Source organism: Thiomicrorhabdus marina, assembly GCF_017571465.1.
In the GTDB taxonomy this organism is placed as follows: Bacteria; Pseudomonadota; Gammaproteobacteria; order Thiomicrospirales; family Thiomicrospiraceae; genus Thiomicrorhabdus; species Thiomicrorhabdus marina.
Genome location: NZ_JAGETV010000001.1, coordinates 97,160 through 123,135 on the forward strand (window position 1 = coordinate 97,160; position 25,976 = coordinate 123,135).

Below are 25,976 nucleotides of genomic sequence, written 5' to 3' on the forward strand. Positions count from 1 at the left end.
TAAAGGAATATTGAAGGGATTTGAAAATGAAAGGTTTATGTTTTTACCGTGCATGCAAAATTGGCTTTAGTAGAAACGAAGTATGAAGTTTCAACCGCTCCTAGTTAAACATAAATCTCTAATGGCGGCTCTTTTGCCAAACGTTTAACCAGATCGCCACGGGTAACAATCCCGACCGGCTGTTCCATCGAATTCATAATAACTAAAGCACCGACATCAAACTGTGTGAAAACTTGCGCTACTTGGCGGATATCAGTATCCAACTCAGTAGTAATAATTTGCTGCTGCATGACCGCGCCAACCAAACGCTCCCCGCCAAGCTCCAAGTCACCATTTTCAGCAACAATAACTTTTCTAAGCACCTGTTCGCGACTCAGTAAACCAATCAGACGTTTATCGTCCAATACCGGCAGATAATCAATTTGTAAACGAGACATTCGATCATAAGCCTGCGCAAGCAAAGCTTCTTGATTAATCGTGATGATCGGCTCAGACATAATTTCCGCCACCTTAACCACTACACGATGCTGAGACTCTTTTTTATTCTGCTGATAAGCATTGACCTCTTTGGAAGGCTTAGCCAATAAACTTTTTTCATCCGGTTTCAGTTCATCTAACCACGAATTTTCAATCTGATTGACCCGCGTAGAGGGATCGACGCGCAAGACAGGTATTTGTTGCACTGTGGAAGCCAGTGACTGACCTTCGGGACTGTAAACAACAAACATAATCACTCTCTTACTCTAAACATTAAGTCATATTAACTATAACGGCCAAGCATTGCTTTTTATAATTAAATTTCATTACTTTAGATAAAGTATCTTACAAAACATCTTCTGCAATCACACACAGATAAGCACCTGATATTCAGGGAAACGCAGAATAAGTCCCCATTGACTTCAGCGAGGCTTTGTAAAATTTGCCTGAAGTCATTTGGACTTGTTCTGCGCTTCCTTAGTTGGCAACCGCTGACAGTTTCATTAAAATGCCAATCATTTTTCATCAATGCCTAAAATTCGGAGTCATTTTGCAAAAGCAGCTCAGTCAATACCAACAGCGCATCAATCAAGTACTTGCAATTCATTTACAAAATCTTAAGCACCTGAACTGCCCAGCGAGACTGCATGAAGCGCTTGAATATGCCACACTTGACCAAGGAAAGCGTCTTCGCCCAGCACTGGTTTACGCATGTGGCGGAGCTTTGCAAATCCCCGAAGAAGACTTAGATGCGCCAGCTGCTGCAGTCGAGTTAATTCATTGCTATTCACTCGTACATGATGATCTTCCGGCAATGGATGACGATGACCTGCGGCGTGGCAAAGCGACCACACATATAAAATACGACGAAGCAACAGCAATTTTGGTTGGCGATGCTCAACAAACGATGGCGTTTGAAATTTTGGCAAATGTCGAAGAAATTAACGCCGATGACAAGGTTGAAATGATCCGACTTCTTAGCAAAGCGGCCGGCCCATACGGCATGATCGGCGGACAACAGATCGACATAGACTCGGCGGGTCATTTACCGGAACGCAAACAATTAGAAAACATGCACGCATTAAAAACCGGTGCCTTAATCGAAGCCTCGCTTTTAATAGGTGCATGCCAACACCCCGCCTATAACGAAATCAAAGCCGACCTTAGCCAATATGCGCGTGCTCTAGGACTGGCTTTCCAAGTGCAAGACGATATTCTCGATATTGAATCCGACACCGAAACACTCGGCAAACCGCAAGGCTCGGATGAACAAGCCGACAAATCCACCTACCCAAAACTACTAGGACTGGATGAAGCAAAAAAGTATCGCGACAATCTAGTCATCGAAGCGAAAAAATCCCTACAGAAACTTCCATTTGAAAGCGAATTCCTCTGGGACTTAACCGATTACATTGCATCGCGCGACTATTAATGACTAAAAAGCAATAAATTTCAGTAGCTTACCTTTTCATTAACACGAACATTGCGATATAATTATTTGCTTAACTAAAATTTTCGAGAAGGCTTTCATGGCACAACAATTTGTTCTAAAAACGATGTTGGATTTCGCTGCGGCGCACACGCTAAGCGGCTACCCGGGCGACTGTGCCAAATTACATGGTCACAATTGGAAAATCGAAGTACAAATTGTCGGTAATAAACTAAATGAAATCGGTATGGTCGTCGATTTCAAAGAAATTAAACGCCACGCGAAAGAAGTCATTAAAGAGCTAGACCATACTTATTTGAATGACCATCCGCATTTTAAAGAAACCAACCCTACGGCGGAGAGCATTGCCGCTTATCTGTATCAGGAAATCGATAAACGCATCGGTTCGGAGCTGGTTCGCATGCACAGCATTACTGTTTGGGAAAATGACCGCAACTGCGTTATCTACTCGCAGGACTAAGGAAACACAGAATAAATCCCACTCTCAAGGCATCGTCGACCGATGCCTTTGCCCAGCCTTTATGCTTGACCTTTAACCAGCTAACTCTTAGCATGAGCAAATCTTTTAGCCCTTTCATTTAGCTTAGGATTGCGACCATGCCCGCTGATTTTCAGACCCCTTTCCTTGAACTGAATCCTCTTATTACCGCTCTTTTCGGCATTGTTTTCGGATTAATTATCGGCAGCTTTTTAAGCATGCTGACTTGGCGCATGCCATTGGCACTGTTTGACGAAGAGGAAGAAACACCACACTATAAAATCATGAGTACCGGCCGTTCGCACTGTCCACACTGTCAAGCCGAACTTCCTTGGTATCGATTGATTCCACTTTTTAGTTGGCTATACAGCAAAGGAAAGTGTCATAACTGCCATACCGACATCTCCAAGCGCTACCCATTGATTGAATTGTCGTCAGCGATTTTGACGACAGCGGTACTGATTTACTTCGGCTTCACGCCAATTGGCATGGCCGCTCTGCTTTTCAGTTGGATTCTATTGGCGATTACCGTCATCGATTTTGAACACCAATTGATTCTCGATGATCTAAGTTTGCCGCTGCTTTGGCTAGGTCTTCTGCTAAACAGTCAAGGCATGTTTACCAGTCTGGAAATGGCGGTTTGGGGCGCAGCACTTGGCTACCTTTTATTGTGGCTGGTATTTCACAGTTTCCGAATCTTGACCGGCAAAGAAGGCATGGGCTACGGGGACTTTAAAATGCTGGCTGCTCTAGGAGCTTGGTTTGGTGTCTTTGCGATTGCACAAATGATCTTTATTGCTGCACTCAGTAGCATCATTATTGGATTATTAATGGCCGTGTTAAAACTGCGTTCGCATGATGCACCTTTTGCTTTTGGGCCTTATTTAGCGCTCGCAGGACTTGTTACGCTTTTTGGCGGAAGCAATTTACTATAGAGCGCTTTGCATGAGCTGATTAATGACCAAAAATCCCCCCCCTGAACATCGTTAAAAATCTAGCGAATATCTCGATATTCCCTGCACTTTTTGCCTTGTTCAGCAAAATTTTTCCTCATTTTATGTATCACTTCTCACTCATACAAAGCACTCTTACTCTTATAGCCGCAAAAGCAAAAAAGCCGGCTATTACACCGGCTTTTTACAACGGATAAGAATACAGACAGGGATTATTCGCTAACCGCCTCTTCCTTTTCAACTTTGGACCATTCACCTTCATCACTCATGCAAACTTGATGCATGACCAACCCGTTACTTTTTACAAAATTCATAACGTAGCTGAACATATTCGGGTTTTTCACTTCCAACTCGGTATCGATCATCAAACACTTCTGACCTTCAAAAAGTTCAGGATGCAACAAATCTGAATAAACCAAGCGATGCGAATCACCAAAACTCGCACACATCGATGAGATACGGTCGATCCAGTCACTTGGTCGGAACTTTCGCCCGTCTTCGGTAAACCCTTTGATGATATATTTACAATGCACTATTTTTTGCCTACATAAGCATGTTCTAAAATTTGGTGTGGGATTTTAACACTAACTATCCGCAAATCCGAGAGGCTAGGGAATTATTTTTTCCTATCAAATCCATATAGGTTATCAATGGATGAAGTTCACAGAGAAAAGCAATATCCACCGAGTAGATAATCGCAAAGAATAAGGCGATAACCCTCCCAAACCCAGACTATTAATGGCATAATAAGCGGCTTGATTATTTTTTCGTTTTTTGCCTTTAAAAATACCATTGGCAAAGACGAATTACAGCCGTTATAACGACAGAAGAAGTAGACAATGAGCAAGTATCAAACTGACGATTTACGAATCAAAAATATTACCGAAGTGCGTTCTCCTCGTGAGCTGCATGAGCTATATCCGCTAACCGATACAGCTTCACAAACGGTATATGACACTCGTCAGCAAATCCATAATATCTTAGCGGGTCGTGACGATCGTCTGCTTGTAATTATCGGGCCTTGCTCAATCCACGACCCGGCAGCGGCACGTGACTATGCAGCGCAATTGAAAGGCCAAATCGAAAAGCATAAAGAAGACCTTTTAGTGGTCATGCGCGTCTACTTTGAAAAACCTCGTACCACTGTTGGCTGGAAAGGCTTGATTAATGACCCGAACCTAGATGAATCTTTCGAAATCAACAAAGGTCTTGGTCTTGCTCGTCAACTACTATCAGACATCAACAACCTTGGTGTTCCGGCGGCAACTGAATTCCTAGATTTGATTTCTCCGCAGTACATCTCAGACCTAGTCTCCTGGGGTGCAATCGGCGCACGCACTACGGAAAGCCAAGGCCATCGTGAACTGGCTTCCGGTCTTTCGTGCCCGGTTGGTTTCAAAAACGGTACCGACGGTAGTTTCCGTATTGCAGTAGATGCAATCCGTGCCGCGAATAATCCACATATTTTCATGTCCTTGACCAAGGAAGGCCACTCGGCAATCTTTGAAACGACTGGTAATGGCGATTGTCACGTTATTCTTCGCGGCGGCAACGATGGCCCGAACTACGAGCCACAATATGTTGCTGAAGCAGTAAAACAGCTGAACGAAGCCGGCGTACAAAACAAACTAATGATTGACTGTAGCCACGCTAACAGCCAGAAAGACCATACTCGCCAAATGATTGTTGCGCAATCGATCAGCGATCAACTGAAAGGCGGCAACCAAGAAATCATGGGCGCCATGGTGGAAAGCCACCTTGTCGGTGGACGCCAAGATGTTCACCCGGGTCAACAACTGACTTACGGGCAAAGCATTACTGACGCTTGTATCGACTGGGATACCAGCATTGAGTTGCTAAACCTATTGGCTGACGGTGTTCGTACTCGCCGCGAAAAAAATGCGAGTTAGATTGAAGAGATTGAAGCATTTTTCTTGCCCAACAAAATCCCGCTTTAATGCGGGATTTTTTGTTTTATAGGAAACCCATTAAAAATGCTGAAAGCCGGCTTCAGTCTGCTGAACTAACTTGCCATCTAAATAGGTTTTGATGCCTGCGCCATCTGTAACCTCACCAATAACAGCAATCTCAACCCCAAGCTCATCAGCTCTCAGTTTTAGCTCGGTCAATTTATCCGGTGAAACCGTCATGCAAAGCTGATAATCATCGCCGCCACTTAATGCTAACGACCAACTCACCTTACTCGCAAACAGCTGCTGCATGCCAGAAGACAGAGGAATCTTCTCCAAGAAAATCTTTGCGCCCAGTTGTACTGTTTTGCCTAAAACAACCTGTCTTTTAGTGGAACTTTTTATGATATGCCCTAAGTCTTGCAATAGCCCGTCGGAAATATCAATCGCGCTATTAGCAATTTGCTTTAAGCACATTCCCAAAGCCAATTGCGGCTGTGGGCGATTTAAAGCGTTCAGTGCAGTTTGCTTTTGTTCTGCGGTTAGCTCAGAATCAATATTGCCAAACGCGACTTGCAGACCCAAAGCCCCCTCGCCTAACACACCGGTCACAGCAATCAAATCACCGGATTGCGCACCGCTACGAAGGACAGCCTGACCATTTCCAACCAAACCTTTAGCACTTACCGTTAGAGTCAGCGTTTTTGAACGGGTAGTATCGCCGCCAACCAATGCAATCGGTAAACCGGTTGATTTAACCAACCCTGCAAAGCCTTGCACAAAGTCTTGCATCCACTCCTCGTCGCTTGCGCATTCCAAAGGTAAACTTAAACCTAAAGAGTAAGCAAACGGCGTCGCCCCCATCGCCGCCAAATCACTCAAATTAACCGCTAAAGCCTTCCAGGCAATGTCATAGGCCGAAGTATTTTCAGGAAAGTGCACGCCAGAAACCAGAGTATCGGTAACCACCACAAGTTGCTGACCGGCAGGAATACTGAGTACAGCACCATCATCACCAATGCCGATATCCGTACCATCGATTGCCGCCTGCTCAGCACTCTTAGTTAAACCAAGCGGAGCAAAATAACGGTGTATTAAATCGAATTCCATATTCACTATCCTAAAAAAACAAAAACCCTCTACTGAGGGCTTTTATCTATGATTAATTGGGCAATACCTATTTGTCAGCTTGTGTCGATATTTCTAATTCGCGAGTCTGCTTCGCTACCTTATCCAAAACACCGTTAACAAATTTGTGACTCTCTTCTGCACCAAAACGCTTCGCCAACTCCACCGCCTCGTTGATTACAACACGGTATGGAATTTCAATCTTTGAACGTAATTCATATGAACCGATACGTAAGATTGCTCTCTCGATTGGGTCAAGACGCTTGATATCACGATCAATGAATTCAGCATACATCTCATCAAGCTGTTCAGCTTCATCAGTGATTGTGAAAAGCAAATCTTTAAATAAATCAAAGTCCAATTTTTCCAGATAACCATCTTCGCTAAACTGCTGCATGATCTGCAATGCTGCTGCATTAGTCATCTGCCACTGGTAAATCGCCTGTAGCGCAGCACGACGTGCTTGACTACGAGGACTTACCGGTTTTTCTTTTTCAACAATTTCTTCGCCTTGACCAGGCTGAATAGAGTCACTAATTTTCATTAAATCTGCTTCAATACATTAACCATTTCAATGGCAGCAAGCGTGGCTTCTTCACCCTTATTGCCCATCTTCGTGCCCGAACGCTCAATCGCCTGCTCAATCGAGTTGACCGTAAGAATTCCAAAGGCGACAGGTACGCCGTGTTTCAACATAACTTGGCTAATACCCTTAACAGCCTCACCTGCAACATAATCAAAGTGCGGCGTACCGCCTTGAATCACAGCACCCAGGGCAACAATCGCATCATAGTTTCCTGAAGCAGCCATTTTTTCTACTGCCAAAGGAACCTCAAAAGAACCCGGAACCATAACTTGAGTAATATTCTCTGCCGAACCACCATGGCGTTCAATGGTTTCAATTGAACCTTTTACCAAGTGATCAACCACAAAGCTATTCCAACGCGTCACCACAAAACCAATTTTCATATCTTGTGCGCTTAGGTTTCCTTCGATCATTTTCATGTTTCCTGAGCCTCTTTTTATTTTTATACATTTATAACCGCTAGACAGCATTTTGTTTAGCGGCCGCTTATTTTGCCATAAATCACTCTACGATGGATAGGTAATGGCGTTTAGCGATTAATCTTTTTTCGCGAGTACGTCGCAAACTTCTAAGCCAAAACCGCTTAAGGCATTCATCTTCATCGCAGAACCAATAACATTCAACTTAGTCATCCCCAAATCTGCAATAATCTGAGCCCCCAAACCATAGGTCTTCGTATCATCAGGATTAGAGGTTTCAGGCGCATTTACACCCAAATCTTTCATTTGGTAGCTTTGAATCTTATCCAATAACTCAGTGGCATCCTCATGCTTACGTAGAACAACAATCGCACCGGCACCTTCTTCAACAATTTGTTTCATTGCCAATTGTAGAGACCAGCCACATTCAGGACGCTGCGAGCCAAACACGTCACACAAGGTGTCCAACATATGCACACGCACCGCGACCGGCTCATCGGTATCAACCTTGCCGTATACCAAAGCAAAATGCGCTTTCTGATCTAGAATATCTTGGTAACCAATTAAGCGGAATTCGCCAAACTCGGTAGGCAGCTTACACTCGGAAACGCGCTCGATGGTTTTTTCGTTTTGCAGGCGATATTCAATCAGATCAGCAATGGTACCGATCTTAATCCCATGCTCGGCAGCATAGGTTTCCAAATCATCACGACGTGCCATAGAACCGTCTTCATTCATAATTTCCACAATCACTGACGATGCTTCAAATCCGGCCAAACGCGCTAAATCACAACCCGCTTCAGTATGCCCGGCACGAGTCAAAACACCGCCCGGCTGCGCCATCAAAGGAAAAATATGACCCGGCGTGACGATGTCCTGCGGACCCGCTCCTTGCTTAACCGCTGTGCGAACGGTGACCGCACGATCTGCCGCTGAAATCCCCGTGGTAACCCCTTCTGCCGCTTCAATTGAAACCGTAAAGTTAGTACCATGCGGATCAGTATTGTTATGCACCATCAACGGCAAGTGCAGTTGATTGCAACGGTCACGAGTCATAGTCAAGCAGATTAAACCACGCCCGTAACGCGCCATAAAATTGATGTCTTCCGGTGTAACCGTTTCTGCAGGAACCAATAAATCACCTTCATTTTCCCGATCTTCGTCATCCATCAGGATAACCATTTTGCCTTGTTTATAATCTTCAATCAGTTCTTCAATGGTGTTTAATGACATCTTATTTAAATCCGTTTTCTGCTAAAAATTGTTCGGTAATACTAGAAACTTGCGCATCATTTTCGCTCGCCTGCGGCGCACTCAACATACGCTCAAGGTAACGCGCTAAAAGATCTACTTCAAGGTTAACCTTAGTTCCAACTAGGAAATGCTTAATCGTGGTTTCTTGACGAGTATGCGGCACGATATTGACATCAAACACACACCCATCAACATGATTGACGGTCAAGCTAATGCCGTTTATACAAACAGAACCTTTGGTAGCGATATACTTACAAATCGCCAGAGGCGCTTCGACTTGGTAACGCCATGAGCGTGCATCTTGTGAAATAGTCTTAACCGTTCCGACACCATCAACATGGCCGGAAACCAAGTGTCCGCCAAGACGGTCTTGCAAACGTAACGCCTTCTCAAGGTTAACCGGAGTACCAACCGACCAGTCAGTTGCAGTGGTTACGCTCAAGGTCTCACCCGAAACATCGGCAACGTAATAGTCTCTACCAAATTCGATAGCGGTAAGACAGATACCGTTAGCAGCAATTGAGTCACCTAAAGCAACATCGCTCATATCCAACTTGCCGGTATTAATGGTTACTTTCCAATCGCCATCACGCGGTTCTATTTTGCTGATACTCCCCTCAGCTTCAATTATTCCTGTAAACATGTTTTCTGTTTTTCTCTGTTTTTATTATGTATTTTTGGGTTGTAGAATCAGACGAACATCGTCACCAAACTTATCAATATCGGTAATCGAAAATTGAAGTTTATCGCTCATATTAACGATACTTGGTAACTCAAACATCGGACGAGCTTTATCCCCCATTAAAACTGGAGCAATAAATGCATGCACTTCATTCACATAACCTGATTCGATAAAAGCGCCCGCGGCAACCGCTCCGGTCTCGACCATGACATCATTAACCTGCTCTTCGTCAGCCAAATAATGCAAAACCGATTCGATATCCAGCTTATCTTCTACGGAAGCAACCGCAACGATTTCGGCATTTTGTGCTAAAAGCTGCTCAACCATTGGCGACTCCGCTTCCACAGAATGCTTAGAAGTCATTAATATTGTACGACCCGGCAAATCCAGCATTTTAGCAGACAGCGGCATGCTCAAGTGCGGATCAAGAACAACGCGAATGGGATTGGCGTCTTCGGCAGTCAGCCCCATTTCAGCTAAAGTTGCATCATCTAGGCGCACCGTCATACTTGGGTCATCCGCCAAAACCGTACCGATCCCCATAATCACCGCACCGCATTGAGCACGCATTTTATGCACTTCTTCGCGAGCAGCCGATCCAGTAATCCATTGACTTGAACCATCCGCCATTGCTGTGCGCCCATCCAAGCTGGCGGCCATCTTCACGCGAACATAAGGTAATCCATCCTGCATGCGTTGTAAAAACCCTGTATTCAGAGCTCGCGCTTGCGTTTCAAGCACACCAACATCAACCGTTATACCGGCTGCTTGTATTTTTTTAATTCCGTTACCTGCCACTAGAGGGTTTGGGTCTTGCATCGCCACCACGACTCTGGCGACTTTTGCTTCAATCAACCCATCGCTACAAGGCGGCGTTTTACCATGATGTGAACAAGGTTCAAGAGTGACATACGCCGTCGCTCCAGCGACCTCAACACCCTTTTCTTTTGCATTCGCCAAGGCAACGCGTTCAGCATGTGGCTGTCCCGCTTTTTGATGCCATCCCTCGGCAATAATCTGCTTGTCACGAACTAACACACAACCCACTGCCGGATTCGGCTTAGTTGAGTATTTCCCTTTCGCGGCCAAATCAATGGCTCGCTGCATAAATTGAATATCTTGTTCGCTAATCGCCACAATAGACCTTTAATTGTTAAGATTTTGCCGTAGTAGAAACCATTAGACGTTCAATCTCTTCGCGGAAAGCATTAACATCTTGGAAAGAGCGGTATACCGAGGCAAAGCGCACGTAAGCAACTTGATCTAACTCACCCAGTTGATCCATTAACCACTCTCCAATCATACTGGAAGAGATTTCACGCACGCCTTCAGTCATGGCTTTTTTCATGATTTGGTTAACGACCTTATCAATGGCATCACTTTGCACCGGACGTTTTTCTAAGGCTTTCACCAAACCGCTACGAATTTTCTCTTCATCAAAACGCTCACGGTTGCCATCACTCTTTATCACTCGCGGCAAAGATAACTCCGCTGACTCATAAGTCGTAAACCGTTCCGCACACTGAATACATTCACGTCTGCGGCGAACTTGCACACCTTCCGTCGCTAAACGAGAATCAACTACTTTTGTATCAGGAGCATTACAGAAAGGACAGTGCATAAGACTTTTCTCAACTTTTTAAATAGTGAACCAACTAAAGCAAAATATAAATAAAGCGCCCACATGAAGAAACATATTAACAATGCTTAAATTAAGCAAACACTTATTTATATTGTGCCTAGATGCGAAAAAACCACCAGATTTGGTGGTTTTTCCATTTGCATAACGTTTATATCACAAGCAACGGTGGATAGCCATATTTTCGCAACATCTCGACCATTACCAAGTGCTTCAACATTACTTATAGACTGGTTTTGCCGCACACAGTGCAGATACTTTTTCACGTACTTCAGTGACAACCGCTTCGTCCCAAGATTCAGATTCTTGGTTACAAGCGTCGATTACGTCACACATCCAAGTTGCTAGGTTCGTGCAATCTTCTACATCGAAACCACGAGTCGTTGCTGCTGCCGTACCAACACGAATACCGGAAGTCACGAATGGAGACATTGGATCATTTGGAACCGAGTTTTTGTTGATCGTAATGTGCGCTGCATCCAGAGCGGCATCAACCAGCTTACCAGTCAGCCCTTTCTCGATTAGAGAAACTAGGAACAAGTGGTTTTCAGTGCCGCCTGAAACTACGTCACAACCGCGTGCTTTAAATACTTCAGCCATCGCTTGCGCATTTTTAATTACGTTAACGCAGTACTCTTTCCAAGAAGGTTCCAAACACTCTTTGAATGCCACTGCTTTCGCCGCCATAACGTGAACCAAAGGCCCGCCTTGACCGCCCGGGAAAATTGCCGAGTTCAATTTCTTCTCGATTTCCGGATTTGATTTTGCCAGAATCAGACCACCACGTGGACCACGTAGCGTTTTGTGAGTCGTAGTCGTTACTACATCAGCAAATGGCACTGGGTTTGGATATTCACCGCCCGCGATTAGGCCCGCAACGTGAGCCATATCGACGAATAGATATGCGCCAACAGAATCCGCGATTTCACGGAATTTAGACCAATCGATAACCTGCGAGTAGGCAGAGAAACCGGCAATAATCATTTTTGGCTTGTGCTCGTCAGCGAGTTTTTGGACTTCGTCGTAATCGATTTGACCAGAAACCGGATCAATTCCGTACTGAACTGCGTTGTAGATTTTACCTGAGAAACTAACGTGAGAACCGTGCGTCAAGTGACCACCGTGTGCAAGGCTCATACCAAGAACCGTATCGCCCGGCTCACAAAGTGCCATATAAACAGCTGCGTTCGCCTGTGAACCAGAGTGTGGCTGAACGTTTGCGTAGTCTGCACCAAACAATTCTTTCGCACGATCGATAGCCGCTTGTTCAACAATATCAGCAAACTCACAACCACCGTAGTAACGTTTACCAGGATAACCTTCCGCATATTTATTGGTGAAATAAGAACCTTGCGCTTCCATTACACGCGGGCTGGTGTAGTTTTCAGAAGCGATTAATTCAATATGCGATTCTTGACGGTTTTCTTCGTTTTTAATCGCATCAGCAATTAGATCATCGTATCCAGCGATAGTCATGGACTTGGTAAACATTCTTCGGCACTCCATACAAACAGTAGACTGGATAAAGTTCGTATACCGCAAATTGATTATTTGACGATTAACGAGCATTACCCTAAATTTCAAAGCGCAAATTTTACCGCTTTTAGCCTGTTTAACCAAATACAAAAGCGCCCTTTTTCCGTAACGACAGACTTTTTAAAAGATTTTTTCTAACAATTTGTTATTCAAAGCTATTCCGAAAGGCTTTATATAGGCAATAAATCTCGGTAAACTTGCGCACAATTACATTTTTGATAAACACATATCTCAGGAATTAGCATGGCACAGTTTGTATATACCATGAACCGAGTGGGCAAAGTTGTTCCACCAAATCGCCACATCTTAAAAGACATTTCTTTATCTTTTTTCCCTGGCGCCAAAATCGGCGTACTCGGTTTAAACGGTTCAGGTAAATCAACACTTCTAAAAATCATGGCCGGACTGGATACCGACATCGTTGGTGAAGCGCGCCCGCAACCGGGGATTAAAGTCGGTTATTTACCACAAGAACCACAACTGGACGAAAGCCTAGATGTTCGCGGCAATATTGAACTCGCGGTAAGCGAAGTTAAGAATGCAATGGCGGAGCTGGACGCGGTTTATGCCGCTTATGCTGAACCGGATGCTGACTTTGATGCGCTGGCTAAGAAGCAAGCCGAGATCGAAGACATCATCCAAGCGATGGACGGTCACAACTTAGACCGCAATTTGGAAATCGCTGCCGATGCATTACGTCTACCGGCATGGGATGCCGATGTGTCTAAACTATCTGGTGGTGAAAAGCGTCGTGTCGCGCTTTGCAAACTACTGCTTGAAAAACCGGACATGCTACTTCTTGATGAACCGACTAACCACTTGGATGCGGAATCTATCGCATGGTTAGAACGTTTCCTACTTGAATTCCCTGGCACCGTTGTCGCCATCACCCACGACCGTTACTTCTTGGATAACGCCGCCGAATGGATTCTGGAACTGGACCGTGGTGAAGGAATTCCTTACCAAGGCAACTACTCTTCTTGGCTAGAGCAGAAAGAAAAACGTCTGGAACAAGAAGCGAAGTCTGAAGCAGCACGCATGAAAACCATTAAGAGCGAGCTAGAATGGGTCCGCCAAGGGGCTAAAGGTCGTCATGCTAAATCGAAAGCGCGTCTATCTCGCTTTGAAGAACTGAGCTCGTACGAATCGCAAAAACGTAACGAGACCAGCGAAATCTTTATCCCGGTTGCGGAGCGTTTGGGCGAAAAAGTTATCGAAATATCGAATGTTTCAAAATCCTTCGGTGACCGACTATTAATTGAAGACTTGTCATTCCGTTTACCGCAAGGCGGTATTGTCGGCATTATCGGGGCTAACGGTGCCGGTAAATCAACTCTGTTTAAAATGCTGACAGGCCAAGAACCACCAACCGAAGGTTCGATTGAATTTGGTGAAACGGTACAACTTTCTTATGTTGACCAAAGCCGTGATGCGCTTGATGACAACAAATCGGTTTGGGAAGAAATTTCTGAAGGCGACGATAACTTCATGGTCGGCAATATTGAAGTCAACTCGCGCGCTTACTGCTCTCGCTTCAACTTCAAAGGCGGCGATCAACAGAAAAAAATCGGCCAACTGTCCGGTGGTGAACGAAACCGTGTGCACTTAGCGAAAACGCTTCGTTCTGGTGGTAACGTACTGTTACTCGATGAACCGACCAATGACCTAGATGTGGAAACACTACGAGCTTTGGAAGAAGCCCTGCTGGAATTTGCCGGCTGTGCGGTCGTAATTTCCCACGACCGCTGGTTCCTAGACCGTATTGCGACGCATATGCTTGCCTTTGAAGGTGACTCTCATGTAGAGTGGTTCGAGGGTAACTTCTCGGATTACGAAGAAGACCTGAAACGCCGTAAAGGTGCTGATGCTGCACAGCCGCACAGAATTAAATATAAGCCGATCAGTAAAGATTAAGCCATAGCTGGAGACCAACCCATGAGCGATGCTTTAAAACATACCTATTCCCATCTCGAGGCGATTGCCAGTGCTATGCCAGACCCGATATTTATTATGGGTGAGGATGGAACTTATCTGGACATCGTCGGTGGTCAGGAGCGTACGCTTTATGCTGACGGCTCAAGCTTAATTGGTAAAAAATACCAAGACGTTCTGCCGGAGAAAATGGCGCAGCGTTTCTTGAAAGTCGTGCAGAAATCGATTGCCTCCAACACCTTGCAAGAGATTGAATACCAACTGGCAAATGATGAGGTAGATGGCATCTCGGAAGGCCCTACTGGTGGTCAGTGGTATGAGGCTCGTGTCTATCCGCTAACGGATGGCTCTTATGATCAACCTGCGGCGATTTGGCTAGCGATTAACATTACTTCTCGTAAGCACATGGAAGAACAGATTGAACACCTGTCTTCAAATGACCCGCTGACGAATTTGTATAACCGCGATTTCTTCTTGGATTTACTGAATGAAGAGATGAACCGCGCCAAAATGAATAATCAGCCGCTGTCTTTAATTAAGATTAACCTGGATTGCTTTAAGAACATTACCGATGGCTACGGTCATGAAATGGGCGATAAAGCGATTCTGGGGGCAGCACATGCAATCAAATCAGTGATTAAAGACATGGGGCCAATTGGCCGTCTAAGCTGTGATCAGTTTATGGTTGCTCTACCGGAAGTTAAAGCGGTGGATGCGTACCGTATCGGCAAGCTGATTCAAGAGAAAATCTCCGGTCATAAGTTCAAACTGGATGACGGCACCACCACCTGCTTAACTTCTCATGCTGGCGTCACCGAACTGCGTGATCCTGCGGAAGATAGCCAAGTATTATTCAAACGGGTAAATGAAGCCATTGGCGCATTAAAAGGCACACGAGAAATCATCAAGATTCAGTAATTTAAAACTAAGCGGTTATCTTCGGGTTACCGCTTTTTTTTTCGCATTCACAATACATAAAAATAAAACTGTCATCTCTAGAGGAGACTCGCTATGAAAAATCTATTTAAACCCCTACTTACCGCAATCGCATTCTCTATTGCCTTTTTTGGACTCGTCCATACCGCTCAAGCAGCAGATGACGGAGCCAAGGTGGTTTACCATGTCGACTTTAAAGACCCGACTCGTTATTCAGCCACCCTAACCTCTATCAATAACATTATGAACTTCTACGAGAATGAATTGATGGAGCCAGAGGTGCATTTAGTGTTTGTTGGGTTTGGGCTGCGCTTCACCACTGATGATGCCTTAAAAGGGACGCCTTATGAACATGATGCGCCACTACTAGAACGTCGTGATGAATTTAAAGGCCGTCTGGATGCTTTGATGAATGTGCGTGGTGTTAAGGTCCATCTGTGTGATAAAACCCGTGATGAAGTCGGTCTGCCTCAAGATAAAGTCTATAAAGGCATTGAGTTCGCCAAATCGGGTGTCGCGAAAATTGCCATTCTACAAAGTGAAGGATTTGCGTATTTGAAGATACAGTGATCGACAAACTGTAGGCAACTGAAAAGCCCTTTTTAGGGCTTTTTGCATTTTTGGCGTGAATAAAACTTATCAAAACTTAAATTCCCTTTCTTACCATGAAATCAAACCAGCTCAATCAGAATGCAAATATTTTTATTTATAGGTGAAATTTAACTTTTGTTTTGCCGCATTTTGCCTTACATTTTGTTTTGTTTCAGACCTTAGCAACAGCGCCTTCTGCACTGCCAATAATGTTCCGAAAAACCGTTTGTTTTTAAGCACTTTTTGGAGACCTCTTATGCCAAAGAAAACCTCATCATCATTTTTAGTAAACGCCTTTAAAACATCAGCTATGGCTCTATCAATCGGCTTCTCTGCCAATGCTGTGGCACAAGAGAGCGTACATATTTATAACTGGTCGGATTATATTACCGATGAAGCAATTGCCGATTTTGAAAAACAATCCGGCATCAAGGTGGTTTACGATGTTTATGATTCAAATGAGGTCTTGGAAGCTAAATTACTAGCAGGCAAAAGTGGTTATGACTTGGTATTTCCGACTGCGCGCCCTTTTGTTGATCGACACATTCAAGCAGGTATTTACCAAAAACTCGACAAAACCCAATTACCTAATTACCAACATCTCGATGCTGACATCATGAAATCGCTGGCAGATATTGACTCAGGAAATGCTTACGCTGTTCCGTACATGTGGGGAACGTCGGGAATAGGCATCAATATCAAAAAGGTCAAAGAAATTTTAGGGGATGAGATGCCACTGGATACATGGGCACTATTATTTGACCCTAAAATTACCGCCAAACTAAAACAATGCGGTATCTCTTTAATGGATGATGTCACCGAAGTTTTTGCTGCTGCACACGCTTATAAAGGTCAAGATAGTAACGATTACAGCAAAAACGCAATCAATGACGCCAGTGAAACCGTACGAGCAGTTCGCGATAATATCCGTTATTTCCACTCGTCACAATATATCAATGACTTAGCCAATGGTGATTTATGCGTTGCGCACGGCTATTCAGGTGATATTTTACAGGCACGAGATCGAGCAGACGAAGCGAAAAACGGCGTTGAAATTGCCTATTTAGCGCCAAAAGAAGGCGCTGTAGTCTGGACCGATGTCATGGTGATTCCGGCAGACGCACCTAATGCTAAGGCCGCACATACTTTTATCAACTATATCTTAGAACCAAAAGTCATTGCGCCGATTACAAATTACGTTGCTTACGCTAATGCCAATAAGGATGCTACCGATCTTGTCGATGAGGAAGTCCGCAATGACCAAGGAATCTATCCTCCGGCAGAAACTCGTGCCAACTTTTTAGTGATCAAAACCCCAACCGACAAACAAGCCCGCAATATGAATCGCGCTTGGACACGTGTTAAAACGGGGCAATAAACCTTCATGTCATTAGAACAACAACCGATTGTTGAGATCCAAAATGTCAGCAAACATTTTGGCTCACTCTATGCCGTTGATGACGTTAGTTTAAGCATCTACCCTGGCGAGTTTTTCTCTCTTTTGGGGGCTTCTGGCTGTGGTAAAACCACCTTGCTACGAATGCTAGCAGGCTTTGAATCCCCTTCCAGCGGGCGTATTTTTATCGATGGCGAGGACATCACTGATTTACCTCCATACAAACGTCCAGTAAATATGATGTTTCAATCCTACGCGCTGTTTCCGCATATGAATGTCGCCGACAATATCGCTTTTGGACTTAAGCAAGAGCGCATGCCGAAGGCCGAACGCGATGCTCGGGTGCAAGAAATGTTGCATCTGGTACAGATTGAAAAACTCGCCAAACGAAAGCCGCATCAACTTTCCGGTGGACAGCGACAGCGTGTTGCCTTGGCTCGCGCCTTAGCCAAACACCCAAAAATTCTATTGCTGGATGAGCCGCTTGGCGCACTGGATAAAAAACTGCGCGAACAGACTCAGTTTGAATTAGTTAACTTACAAGAGCGTCTCGGCATCACTTTTATTGTAGTGACTCACGACCAAGAAGAAGCAATGACAATGAGCTCTCGGATTGCGTTACTTCGAGAAGGTCGAGTGCTTCAAGTCGATGCTCCACGACGCCTCTACGAATACCCTAACTGCCGCTATTCCGCCGATTTTATCGGGACTATCAACTTGTTAGATGCAGAGGTGATTAAACAAGAGGACGATTTGGTCACGCTCAAAACCGATGCGTTTTCACAAAAAATGCAGGTCTATCATGGTCAACCTTTAATTGAGGGCATGGATGTTACCGTTGCCGTTCGGCCGGAAAAAATTCGCGTTGTACCGCAATGTGAAGCCGGCCGCCCGAATCAAATACAGGGTGTCATCAAAGAGATTGCTTACCTTGGCGATGTGTCGATTTACCATGTCGAATTGGCGAGTGGCAAACGTGTGCAATTTACCCAGTCCAACATTCAAGCGTTAGCAGAACAACCGCTCAACTGGGAAGACAAAGTCTGCCTGACGTGGCAAGCAGATGCTTGCAATCTATTGCTGGAATAACCATGCCGTTAGAGTCAAGTCTTATAGCGTCAAACAAGCCCACCAAGGTAAATTGGCGTGCTAGCCTGAGCAAGAAAACCCTAATCGGAATCCCTTATCTGTGGATGGCGATTTTCTTTGTCTTGCCGTTTCTGTTTATTCTGAAAATCAGCCTTTCGGAAGCAGCGCTAATGCAACCGCCGTATTTACCGTTTATTCGGGAAATTGAAGATGGCGCAGTGACTTTGGTGATTAATTTCAGCAATTTCATGCTCATTTTTGAAGACGCTCTATACTGGCAAGCATTGGTGAATTCAATAGAAATCGCCGCAATCGCTACCTTATTAACGCTTCTGCTTGGCTACCCGATGGCCTATGCAATTGCCAAAGCACCGGCGGCATGGCGTTTACCACTACTAATGCTAATCATTCTGCCGTTTTGGACCTCTTTTCTTATTCGCGTTTATGCTTGGATAGGAATCTTGAAAAACAACGGCTTATTAAACCAAACATTAATGGCAATGGGCGTTATTGACCAGCCTCTTGAGATTCTTTATACCCAAACCGCAGTCTATATCGGACTGGTTTACACCTATTTACCGTTTATGATTCTGCCGCTGTATGCAACCTTAATTCGCATGGATGACACCCTGCTTGAAGCCGCCGCCGATTTAGGCTGCCCGCCGTGGAAGCAATTTCTTACCGTGACATTGCCACTTTCAATGCCCGGCATTATTGCCGGATCAATGTTGGTATTTATTCCAGTGATGGGTGAATTCGTTATTCCCGATTTATTGGGAGGACCAAACACTCTGATGATTGGTAAACTGATGTGGACCGAGTTCTTTAGCAATAAGGACTGGCCGGTCGCAAGTGCACTTGCGGCAGTGTTGTTATTGGTGTTGATTGTGCCGTTCGTACTCTGGCAACATTTTGAACAACGTCAGCAACGGATAGAGGAGCAAAGCTAATGGCTCGTAAGCTACCTTTATTGACCATCCTCTTATTTGGCTACGCTTTTTTGTATGGTCCGATTCTTAGTCTAATTATCTATTCGTTTAATGAAAGCCGCCTAGTCACCGTCTGGTCAGGCTGGAGTACTAAATGGTATGGCGAGCTATTACAAAACCAACAGATTTTAGATGCCGCTTGGCTAAGCGTTAAAATTGCCTTTATCAGCGCCAGTCTTGCCGTGGTTTTGGGTGTGCTTGCCTCGATGGCATTGATTAAATTCAAGCGTTTTCGCGGCCGCGGCAGCTTACGCCTAATGATGGCCGCCCCATTAGTCATGCCGGAAGTGATTATTGGCCTATCACTACTGCTGTTATTTGTCAGTATGGAAGAAGTGTTTGGTTGGCCGCAAGGACGAGGACAAACCACGATTATCCTTGCACACATGACCTTTGCCACAGCTTATGTCACCGTGGTCGTAACATCACGTTTGGCGCACTTTGACTTTAGCTTAGAAGAAGCCGCGATGGACTTGGGAGCCAAACCGATTAAAGTATTTTTCACAATTACTCTGCCGCTCATCGCGCCGGCTTTATTAGCTGGATGGCTGCTCGCCTTTACCTTATCCTTAGATGACCTAGTGGTCGCTAGCTTTGTCTCAGGTCCGGGAGCCACAACGCTACCGATGGTCGTGTACTCTAGCGTACGTCTCGGCGTTAGCCCTGAAATCAATGCTTTAGCTACTATCATTGTTGCTCTAGTCAGTACGGCAGTACTCATTGCCGGCGTTGTTATGTATCGCCAAGAAAAACACCGGCAAAAAGAAATCAATTCCTAAAAAATCTAAGAAACGCAGAATAATTCTCTTTGGGGGTAGAAATGCAAAACTCTAACTTTATTTCCATTTACCTACCCCCTGACTATTCTGTGCAAGAGATTTCCGAACAGCTCACTATTCCCCTCCGTAAAGGCATTGAAGCGACCCACTATGCTCAACTGACCGATAACCGTTGGCTTTTTTTCTGTCAGTTTGACGTGCTAACGTTTATCAATTGGAATCGTCTGCAAATTATAGATGCTCTGGAAAAACTCGGCATTGACAGAGCGCACCACTTCACTGAGAATTTGCTGCATCAAGATTATCAAATCACCCACGATGCCAAGCTAGAGCGTGCATTTAAAATCGATAATGACATTATCCGGTTACAGGAATTTAATCATTCCTCTCTCATAATTGTGGCTTTGGTGTTAGCACAAAGTGTTGGCTTAGAACATTTCGAAATCGAAGTTGAACGCAACTACACCAAAGGCCGAAAGCTTCTAGAAAAAAGCAGCCGTTTTAGCTGGATTCAGCGTAAACAATTCTCTGACTACGCTAAACAAATTAGTCTATTGCGGCACGATATGGTTCTGGATTTAATGCTATTGGATAAACCCGATGTATTATGGGATAACGAAGATTTAGAACGACTATACACGCAACTCTCCGAGAGTTTAGAACTTAAATCGCGCTTTGATATTATCAGCTACAAGCTCGATACGCTAAAAGACGATATCGCGATGATAATGGATTTACATCATCATAAACACAGCTCTTTTCTGGAGTGGATTATTATCTTATTAATTCTTTTTGAGGTCATTATGGGCTTAGGCGAACACTTTAATTGGTTTTAAAGTCGTTTAAAAACAAAAGTCGGATTCTGTTTTAATACTTCTAGCGGTTTCTAAGGAAACACAGAATAAATCCCCATTGACTTCAGCGTGGAATTTGAAGAGATAAGTTCTAGGCAGCATTTGCTAAGCATAGCCTTAGCTATGGTTGAGAACGTTAACAACGAACGAAGAACTCGACGCCCGAAGGGAGAAGTCGAGACAGAGCTTAGTAAAATTTGTCTAAGCGGTGTTGTCTGTTTTTGCCAGGTCTAGACATGACGGCAAACAGACGCCTTTCTTAGACAAAATTTTACTTTGCCTGAAGTCATTTGGACTTGTTCTGCATTTCCCTAAATTTTATAAGGACAAAGTAGATGCCATTAATTACCGTCAACTTACCTGAAAATGCCTTTTCTGCCGAGCAAAAACAAGATTTTGCTAAACGTGCTACGGACACCTTACTCAGTCTTGAAGGAATGCAAAACAACCATCTAGCAGAGAATTTGAGTTGGGTGCAATTTCAAACATTTAAACAAGAAGATTTTTATTTAGCCGGACACCCTGTCGATAAACCGCACTATCGAATTGAAGTTCGTGTCTTTCAAGGGACGATGACAGCCGCTATTAAGGAAAAGCTGACCGCACAATTAACCGATTTAGTATTAAATACAGAAGCAACCGATCATAATTTACTGAATGCAGCGCGCGTTTGGATAATGATAGAAGAAGTACCTGATGGTAACTGGGGTGGTGCAGGAAAAATTTATCGAATTAAGGATCTCATGCAGATGATGCAACATGAGAAAAAATCCAATATATAGCTTGTAACAGCCAGATTATCCAATAAACACGATAATTTAGGAAAGCACAGAATATTAACTTTGCTTAGTTTCAATTAGTTCGATCAGGCTTTTGTACCAAACTTCAGCATGTTTATATTTCTTATCATATAAAACATCTAAAACAGAATCGCCATCTCTCTCAAGTAATAAATCCTCAAAGATAGCTTGCAAGTTCTGTAATAAAGAAAGCTCATAATTTAAAGTCAATTCAAAATAGGTAATCTTTGAGAGCAACACTTCGGATAACAGAGCTGGCCAATTATTTATCTTGGAGAATTTTCTCTCAATCAACTCACCCGGAGAGCCTTCATAATAAAATTTCAATAAATCTTTAAATTGCTTACTGCCAATTAAGAACTCTGCAGCTTGCTGTTCATAATGGCTTAAAGCTTGTAAGTTTTCGTTCTCATTTTGATGGGTAAAACTTGCCATAAAATCATCTGCCTCGGAATACTTTACAGCCCTCTTTGGCTTCTAAAATTTGTAACTGTTGAAGTAAAGCAAATTGCGAAATAGCATCTGGAATATAAAAATCCAGCTTAGTTTCAAAACAGTATGACGACGGTAAATAAGTCGATGAGATAACCTTAGCTTCTAAGGCAATGGCTTGATTTTCTAAATCAGGTAATAAAAAGTGCATCTTTAAATGCGCCCCAAAAACAAATTCAGTCAGTGAACTAAACTTAACGCCTGAAGCAGATATATTTAACGCGCTTGAACGCCAAAAACCCGATTGAAAATGATCATTCAAATAAGTTGAATACGAACAAAAAATGACATCAAATGCGTAACAAACTGCCTTTACCGCAATAGCGGACTGCCCTGAGATGTCTTTATCAGCTTGCTTAATAAAAACACGCCACTCCTTAATCTTTTCATTAAACTCGCTGAGTGTCCGTCGGTCGTTTTCAATGCATAGGCCTACAATAATTTGACCTAAATCACTTTGAAAAAGCCGTAATTTTTCAAGCGCATGAGCTAGGTCAGCCGGCAATGCATAAATAATATTTAAATTTTTATGGATTGTTCTTGCACAACGATAAATAAAATCTGGATCTGGCGTTCCCGGTTTCTCTAACTCTTCCAGAATTTGATAATGCGCTTGTAATTTAGCTGAAATTTGACTAACTAAAAATTCTACATATTCAGAATTCGGGTACTCACTCGCCAAGAGATTCTTAAATGCTAAATGATACTTTGCTGAAAAATCCAAAACAGCCTGATTAGCATGTTTTATATTATGGTTTTGTAAAGGTTCATGAGATTCAATTCGATAGCGCATCTTCGCATCAATACGAAAATATCTCCGCGTCATCACATCACTTTGATGCTTATATGAGTACATATCGCCATCCCCTATTAACCTTAGTTAAATTTCAGCTAGAAAGTCAATTTCTATCATAATAGCTGAAACCAGTAAGCATGTAAATTACACATACTCCAAGCTAAAACTGCTAGCTAAAGTCATAGTCAACTAACTGGCATACACTTTCAGCCGTCACAACACTCGCAAGAACATCGTCAATCCAATCAGGCTGTTGCTCATTTGGCTCAAAGTAGGCATAGCCAATCTTTAGTTCATCTCCCAACTTTGCCAACATAAAGACAAATTTCTTACCACTTGTTTGCTCAGTCCAACTACAAGAGCCATTTTCTTGCTGAGTCACTTCAAATGACTTACTCGGATTTTTCTGTTGATATAACACACTTGCCTGTTGAATCAATTGATATAAATCTTGATAATTCTCTACCATCTACATTCCTTAATCAGCGCTTTCGCTTTACATAAAAATAAAAAACCCAGCTCAAGGCTGGGTTTTTTTGAGTGTTAAAACTTAATTCAGAATTAAGCCATTTCACCTGGGTATGCTTCGATACCTGGGTTGTTTTTAACACCTTTAAGCTTAGGATGGTTAACTTTCTTAAGCTTCATGTCACCTTTGTTGCGACGTAGGTAGTCAGCAGTAACGTCCCACATTAGGCGACCTTCTCCGATTGCTTCAACTTGCGCCCAACCAGCAACTGAGTAAGTTTTGTTCGCTTCAAGTGGCGTACCATCATCAAGACGCATGTCAGAGATACGGTTACCGAATGAACCGTTTGGCTCACAAGTGTAGTCCATACCACCAAGACGAACCATATCACCACCAGATTGTAGGTATGGGTCTTTTTGGAATAGGTTTTCACAGATACCTTCTAGGATATCTTTCATTTGCGCACCAGTAACTTCTGACTTGTAAGTTTCACCGTAAGTCATAGACGTTTCATCCATTACACGTTCCATAGTGATGGTTTCACCCGCTAGAACCGAAGTACCCCAACGAACACCAGCAGACATAGCGATTTGCGTGTCATGCTCTTCACGTAGTGAGTTTACGATGATTTGGTCCCAAGTACCCATGAAGTTACCACGACGGTATAGCGTGTCTTCCGCTACCGCTAGTTCTTCACCTAGGATCTCACCGTAAGTTTTACCTAGACGGTCTTTGTTTACATAAGCATCTTCACGACGTGATTCAACGATGTTGTTGTCGTACTTAGTTGCGTATAGATCGTCAATGAACTTCTGAACACCAGCATCCGCTTTAACTACGTTAGAGAAGACTGGTAGTAGAGAGTAGTTAACACCTTTCAATTTACCGCCTTGGATGTCAAGATCCATACAACCAACGTATTTACCGTTAGAACCAGCGTTAGTTACGTAACAAACACCACCGTTTGGCGTTTTAACGTCGATCGTTTTTGGAATACCGTCGTGCGTGTGACCACCGAATACCGCATCGATACCGTTAACGCGAGAAGCCATCTTGATATCAACGTCCATACCGTTGTGAGAGATCATCACAACCGCAGCAACTTTTTCTTCTGCACGGATCTTGTCTACTGTTTCTTGTAGCGCGTCTTCACGAAGACCGAAAGACCAATCTGGGAAGTTAGATTGTGGGTTAGCGTTTGCAGTACGTGGGAACGCTTGACCAACAACAGCGATACGCTCACCGTTTATAACTTTAACAACGTAAGGTTTGAATGCACGTGCTTCATCTTCGTCAAATAGACCCGTACCGTTGTTCGCATCAACCATATCACGGTATGCATCACCGAATAGAGAGTCTTCTTTAATACGGATATTTTGTGCAACGAACTCACCTTTGAAGTTGTTCAAGTTTTTAAGAACTTCTTCAGCTTTGTAAGTGAATTCCCAGTGACCAGTCATGATGTCTACACCGATTTGGTTAGATGCTTCTACCATGTCCGCACCACGAGTCCAAAGCGCAGTACCAGAACCGTGCCACAAATCACCACCATCCATAGTAATCGTATTAGCAGAACCACCTGCTTGATCACGTAGCATGTCTAGAACCGTTTTAAGGTGCGCGAAACCGCCAACTTTACCGTAAGTCTCAGACGCGTCTTGGAAGTTTAGGTAAGTGAAAGCGTGCGCAAGCTCTGGGTTTGCGTTCTTGTCGATACCTAATTCTTTAAGAAGTTTTTCACCAACAACGTGAGGAAGTTGACCAAACGCAGGACCTGTACCCAAGTTTACATTCGGCTCACGGAAGTAGATTGGCTTCAATTGAGCGTGTGTATCTGTAATGTGTAGCAGACGAACCTTACCTTTCATAGGCTTGTTGTAGATCTCCGCAGATGCTTTTGCAGCAGCAGCTTTATCCGCACCACCAGACATTGCAGAAGCAGTACCAGGTAACATACCTGCCGCAGCAGCCAATGACATTACATGTAGAAATTCTCGGCGATTTAAAGACATCAGGTCTCTCCGTTGTTATTAAAGTTGTTCCGTTTAAGCGGAAGTTTATATATCAATGCAAAAAAGTCATTTTTCATGGCTTTTTTGTCAGACGGGAACTACCCGCCAAAAAATTCAGTCAAATTTAAGGGTTATACCTTTTAAAGTCAAATAAATGAAAATTATTTCCTATTAGAATTTTCTAATAGACTTAATGAATTCATTTATAAGGCATACTTTTTCAACGCAGAAATAACAAAGGCAGCGATAAACGCTGCCTTTGTATAAAAGCGACCTAACATAGCTTGCAAACTCTTCTATCTAAAGAAAACCAAGAAGCCTGAAGTTCA

27 protein-coding genes are annotated in these 25,976 nt (G+C 43.7%); 13 read left to right on the plus strand and 14 right to left on the minus strand.

Annotated features, from left to right (window positions below; all coding sequences use genetic code 11):
- Window positions 1-104 precede the first annotated feature (104 nt).
- On the minus strand, window positions 105-728 hold the full coding sequence (locus J3998_RS00510; RefSeq protein ID WP_208146222.1) for a CBS domain-containing protein: 624 nt from the start codon (window positions 726-728) through the stop codon (window positions 105-107).
- A 299-nt stretch (window positions 729-1,027) separates the two neighbouring features.
- Between J3998_RS00510 and J3998_RS00515 the strand changes: the two genes are divergently transcribed.
- From J3998_RS00515 to J3998_RS00525, 3 genes are all read left to right on the plus strand, one after another.
- Window positions 1,028-1,909, plus strand: coding sequence for a polyprenyl synthetase family protein (locus tag J3998_RS00515; RefSeq protein WP_208146224.1), 882 nt, complete (start codon window positions 1,028-1,030; stop codon window positions 1,907-1,909).
- Window positions 1,910-2,006: 97 nt separating this feature from the next.
- Window positions 2,007-2,387: a 6-carboxytetrahydropterin synthase QueD gene (gene queD / locus J3998_RS00520; RefSeq protein WP_208146226.1), complete on the plus strand. Its 381-nt coding sequence runs from the start codon at window positions 2,007-2,009 to the stop codon at window positions 2,385-2,387.
- Between the two features lie 137 nt (window positions 2,388-2,524).
- On the plus strand, window positions 2,525-3,340 hold the full coding sequence (locus J3998_RS00525) for a prepilin peptidase (RefSeq protein ID WP_208146228.1): 816 nt from the start codon (window positions 2,525-2,527) through the stop codon (window positions 3,338-3,340).
- A gap of 230 nt (window positions 3,341-3,570) precedes the next feature.
- Here the strand turns inward: J3998_RS00525 and J3998_RS00530 are convergent, their stop codons facing one another.
- Entirely contained in the window at window positions 3,571-3,891 is a 321-nt protein-coding gene (locus J3998_RS00530; RefSeq protein ID WP_208146230.1) for a DUF3579 domain-containing protein, read from the minus strand.
- Window positions 3,892-4,197: 306 nt separating this feature from the next.
- Between J3998_RS00530 and J3998_RS00535 the strand changes: the two genes are divergently transcribed.
- Window positions 4,198-5,268, plus strand: a complete 1,071-nt coding sequence (locus J3998_RS00535; RefSeq protein WP_208146232.1) for a 3-deoxy-7-phosphoheptulonate synthase — start codon at window positions 4,198-4,200, stop codon at window positions 5,266-5,268.
- Window positions 5,269-5,346: 78 nt separating this feature from the next.
- On the opposite strand, the gene thiL is transcribed toward J3998_RS00535, so the two are convergent.
- The 8 genes from thiL to glyA all read right to left on the minus strand — a co-directional run bounded on the left by thiL (window position 5,347) and on the right by glyA (window position 12,467).
- Window positions 5,347-6,378: a thiamine-phosphate kinase gene (thiL, locus tag J3998_RS00540; RefSeq protein ID WP_208146235.1), complete on the minus strand. Its 1,032-nt coding sequence runs from the start codon at window positions 6,376-6,378 to the stop codon at window positions 5,347-5,349.
- 67 nt (window positions 6,379-6,445) lie between these two features.
- Window positions 6,446-6,940 (minus strand): transcription antitermination factor NusB, encoded by a 495-nt coding sequence (gene nusB / locus J3998_RS00545; protein WP_208146237.1) that lies wholly within the window; start codon window positions 6,938-6,940, stop codon window positions 6,446-6,448.
- On the minus strand, window positions 6,940-7,401 hold the full coding sequence (gene ribH / locus J3998_RS00550) for a 6,7-dimethyl-8-ribityllumazine synthase (protein WP_208146239.1): 462 nt from the start codon (window positions 7,399-7,401) through the stop codon (window positions 6,940-6,942). The genes nusB and ribH overlap by 1 nt, the downstream gene beginning before the upstream one ends.
- 117 nt (window positions 7,402-7,518) lie before the next feature.
- Window positions 7,519-8,634: a bifunctional 3,4-dihydroxy-2-butanone-4-phosphate synthase/GTP cyclohydrolase II gene (gene ribBA, locus J3998_RS00555; protein ID WP_208146241.1), complete on the minus strand. Its 1,116-nt coding sequence runs from the start codon at window positions 8,632-8,634 to the stop codon at window positions 7,519-7,521.
- 1 nt (window position 8,635) lies between these two features.
- Window positions 8,636-9,298: a riboflavin synthase gene (locus tag J3998_RS00560; RefSeq protein ID WP_208146243.1), complete on the minus strand. Its 663-nt coding sequence runs from the start codon at window positions 9,296-9,298 to the stop codon at window positions 8,636-8,638.
- Window positions 9,299-9,322: 24 nt separating this feature from the next.
- Window positions 9,323-10,474, minus strand: a complete 1,152-nt coding sequence (ribD, locus tag J3998_RS00565) for a bifunctional diaminohydroxyphosphoribosylaminopyrimidine deaminase/5-amino-6-(5-phosphoribosylamino)uracil reductase RibD (protein ID WP_341829235.1) — start codon at window positions 10,472-10,474, stop codon at window positions 9,323-9,325.
- A 16-nt stretch (window positions 10,475-10,490) separates the two neighbouring features.
- Window positions 10,491-10,958, minus strand: a complete 468-nt coding sequence (gene nrdR / locus J3998_RS00570) for a transcriptional regulator NrdR (protein WP_208146261.1) — start codon at window positions 10,956-10,958, stop codon at window positions 10,491-10,493.
- 237 nt (window positions 10,959-11,195) lie between these two features.
- Window positions 11,196-12,467, minus strand: a complete 1,272-nt coding sequence (gene glyA / locus J3998_RS00575; RefSeq protein WP_208146263.1) for a serine hydroxymethyltransferase — start codon at window positions 12,465-12,467, stop codon at window positions 11,196-11,198.
- Window positions 12,468-12,755: 288 nt separating this feature from the next.
- Here glyA and ettA point away from each other — a divergent pair, with 288 nt between their 5' ends.
- The 9 genes from ettA (at window position 12,756) to J3998_RS00620 (ending at window position 21,860) form a co-directional block, all read left to right on the plus strand.
- Window positions 12,756-14,426 carry an energy-dependent translational throttle protein EttA gene (ettA, locus tag J3998_RS00580; protein ID WP_208146265.1) on the plus strand — a complete coding sequence of 557 codons (1,671 nt, stop codon included), beginning with the start codon at window positions 12,756-12,758 and terminating at the stop codon, window positions 14,424-14,426.
- A 21-nt stretch (window positions 14,427-14,447) separates the two neighbouring features.
- Window positions 14,448-15,362, plus strand: coding sequence for a sensor domain-containing diguanylate cyclase (locus J3998_RS00585; protein ID WP_208146282.1), 915 nt, complete (start codon window positions 14,448-14,450; stop codon window positions 15,360-15,362).
- A gap of 93 nt (window positions 15,363-15,455) precedes the next feature.
- The gene (locus J3998_RS00590) at window positions 15,456-15,950 is read left to right on the plus strand and encodes a DsrE family protein (RefSeq protein WP_208146284.1); all 495 of its coding nucleotides are present in this window, start codon (window positions 15,456-15,458) and stop codon (window positions 15,948-15,950) included.
- 277 nt (window positions 15,951-16,227) lie between these two features.
- On the plus strand, window positions 16,228-17,349 hold the full coding sequence (locus J3998_RS00595; protein WP_208146286.1) for a polyamine ABC transporter substrate-binding protein: 1,122 nt from the start codon (window positions 16,228-16,230) through the stop codon (window positions 17,347-17,349).
- A gap of 6 nt (window positions 17,350-17,355) precedes the next feature.
- Complete coding sequence (locus J3998_RS00600) at window positions 17,356-18,456, plus strand: ABC transporter ATP-binding protein (protein ID WP_208146288.1); 1,101 nt, start codon at window positions 17,356-17,358, stop codon at window positions 18,454-18,456.
- Between the two features lie 2 nt (window positions 18,457-18,458).
- Window positions 18,459-19,406 carry an ABC transporter permease subunit gene (locus J3998_RS00605; RefSeq protein WP_208146290.1) on the plus strand — a complete coding sequence of 316 codons (948 nt, stop codon included), beginning with the start codon at window positions 18,459-18,461 and terminating at the stop codon, window positions 19,404-19,406.
- Window positions 19,406-20,224 carry an ABC transporter permease subunit gene (locus J3998_RS00610; protein ID WP_208146292.1) on the plus strand — a complete coding sequence of 273 codons (819 nt, stop codon included), beginning with the start codon at window positions 19,406-19,408 and terminating at the stop codon, window positions 20,222-20,224. Before J3998_RS00605 ends, J3998_RS00610 begins: the two co-directional genes overlap by 1 nt.
- 41 nt (window positions 20,225-20,265) lie before the next feature.
- Window positions 20,266-21,060: an RMD1 family protein gene (locus J3998_RS00615; protein WP_208146294.1), complete on the plus strand. Its 795-nt coding sequence runs from the start codon at window positions 20,266-20,268 to the stop codon at window positions 21,058-21,060.
- Window positions 21,061-21,413: 353 nt separating this feature from the next.
- Window positions 21,414-21,860 (plus strand): tautomerase family protein, encoded by a 447-nt coding sequence (locus J3998_RS00620; protein WP_208146296.1) that lies wholly within the window; start codon window positions 21,414-21,416, stop codon window positions 21,858-21,860.
- A gap of 54 nt (window positions 21,861-21,914) precedes the next feature.
- On the opposite strand, the gene J3998_RS00625 is transcribed toward J3998_RS00620, so the two are convergent.
- The 4 genes from J3998_RS00625 to J3998_RS00640 all read right to left on the minus strand — a co-directional run bounded on the left by J3998_RS00625 (window position 21,915) and on the right by J3998_RS00640 (window position 25,647).
- Window positions 21,915-22,313, minus strand: a complete 399-nt coding sequence (locus J3998_RS00625; protein ID WP_208146298.1) for a hypothetical protein — start codon at window positions 22,311-22,313, stop codon at window positions 21,915-21,917.
- A gap of 4 nt (window positions 22,314-22,317) precedes the next feature.
- Window positions 22,318-23,226, minus strand: coding sequence for a hypothetical protein (locus J3998_RS00630; RefSeq protein WP_208146300.1), 909 nt, complete (start codon window positions 23,224-23,226; stop codon window positions 22,318-22,320).
- 109 nt (window positions 23,227-23,335) lie between these two features.
- A complete protein-coding gene (locus J3998_RS00635) occupies window positions 23,336-23,635 on the minus strand; it encodes a hypothetical protein (RefSeq protein WP_208146302.1) in 300 nt (99 codons plus the stop codon).
- A 92-nt stretch (window positions 23,636-23,727) separates the two neighbouring features.
- Window positions 23,728-25,647: a 5'-nucleotidase C-terminal domain-containing protein gene (locus tag J3998_RS00640; protein ID WP_208146304.1), complete on the minus strand. Its 1,920-nt coding sequence runs from the start codon at window positions 25,645-25,647 to the stop codon at window positions 23,728-23,730.
- Between the last annotated feature and the right edge of the window lie 329 nt (window positions 25,648-25,976).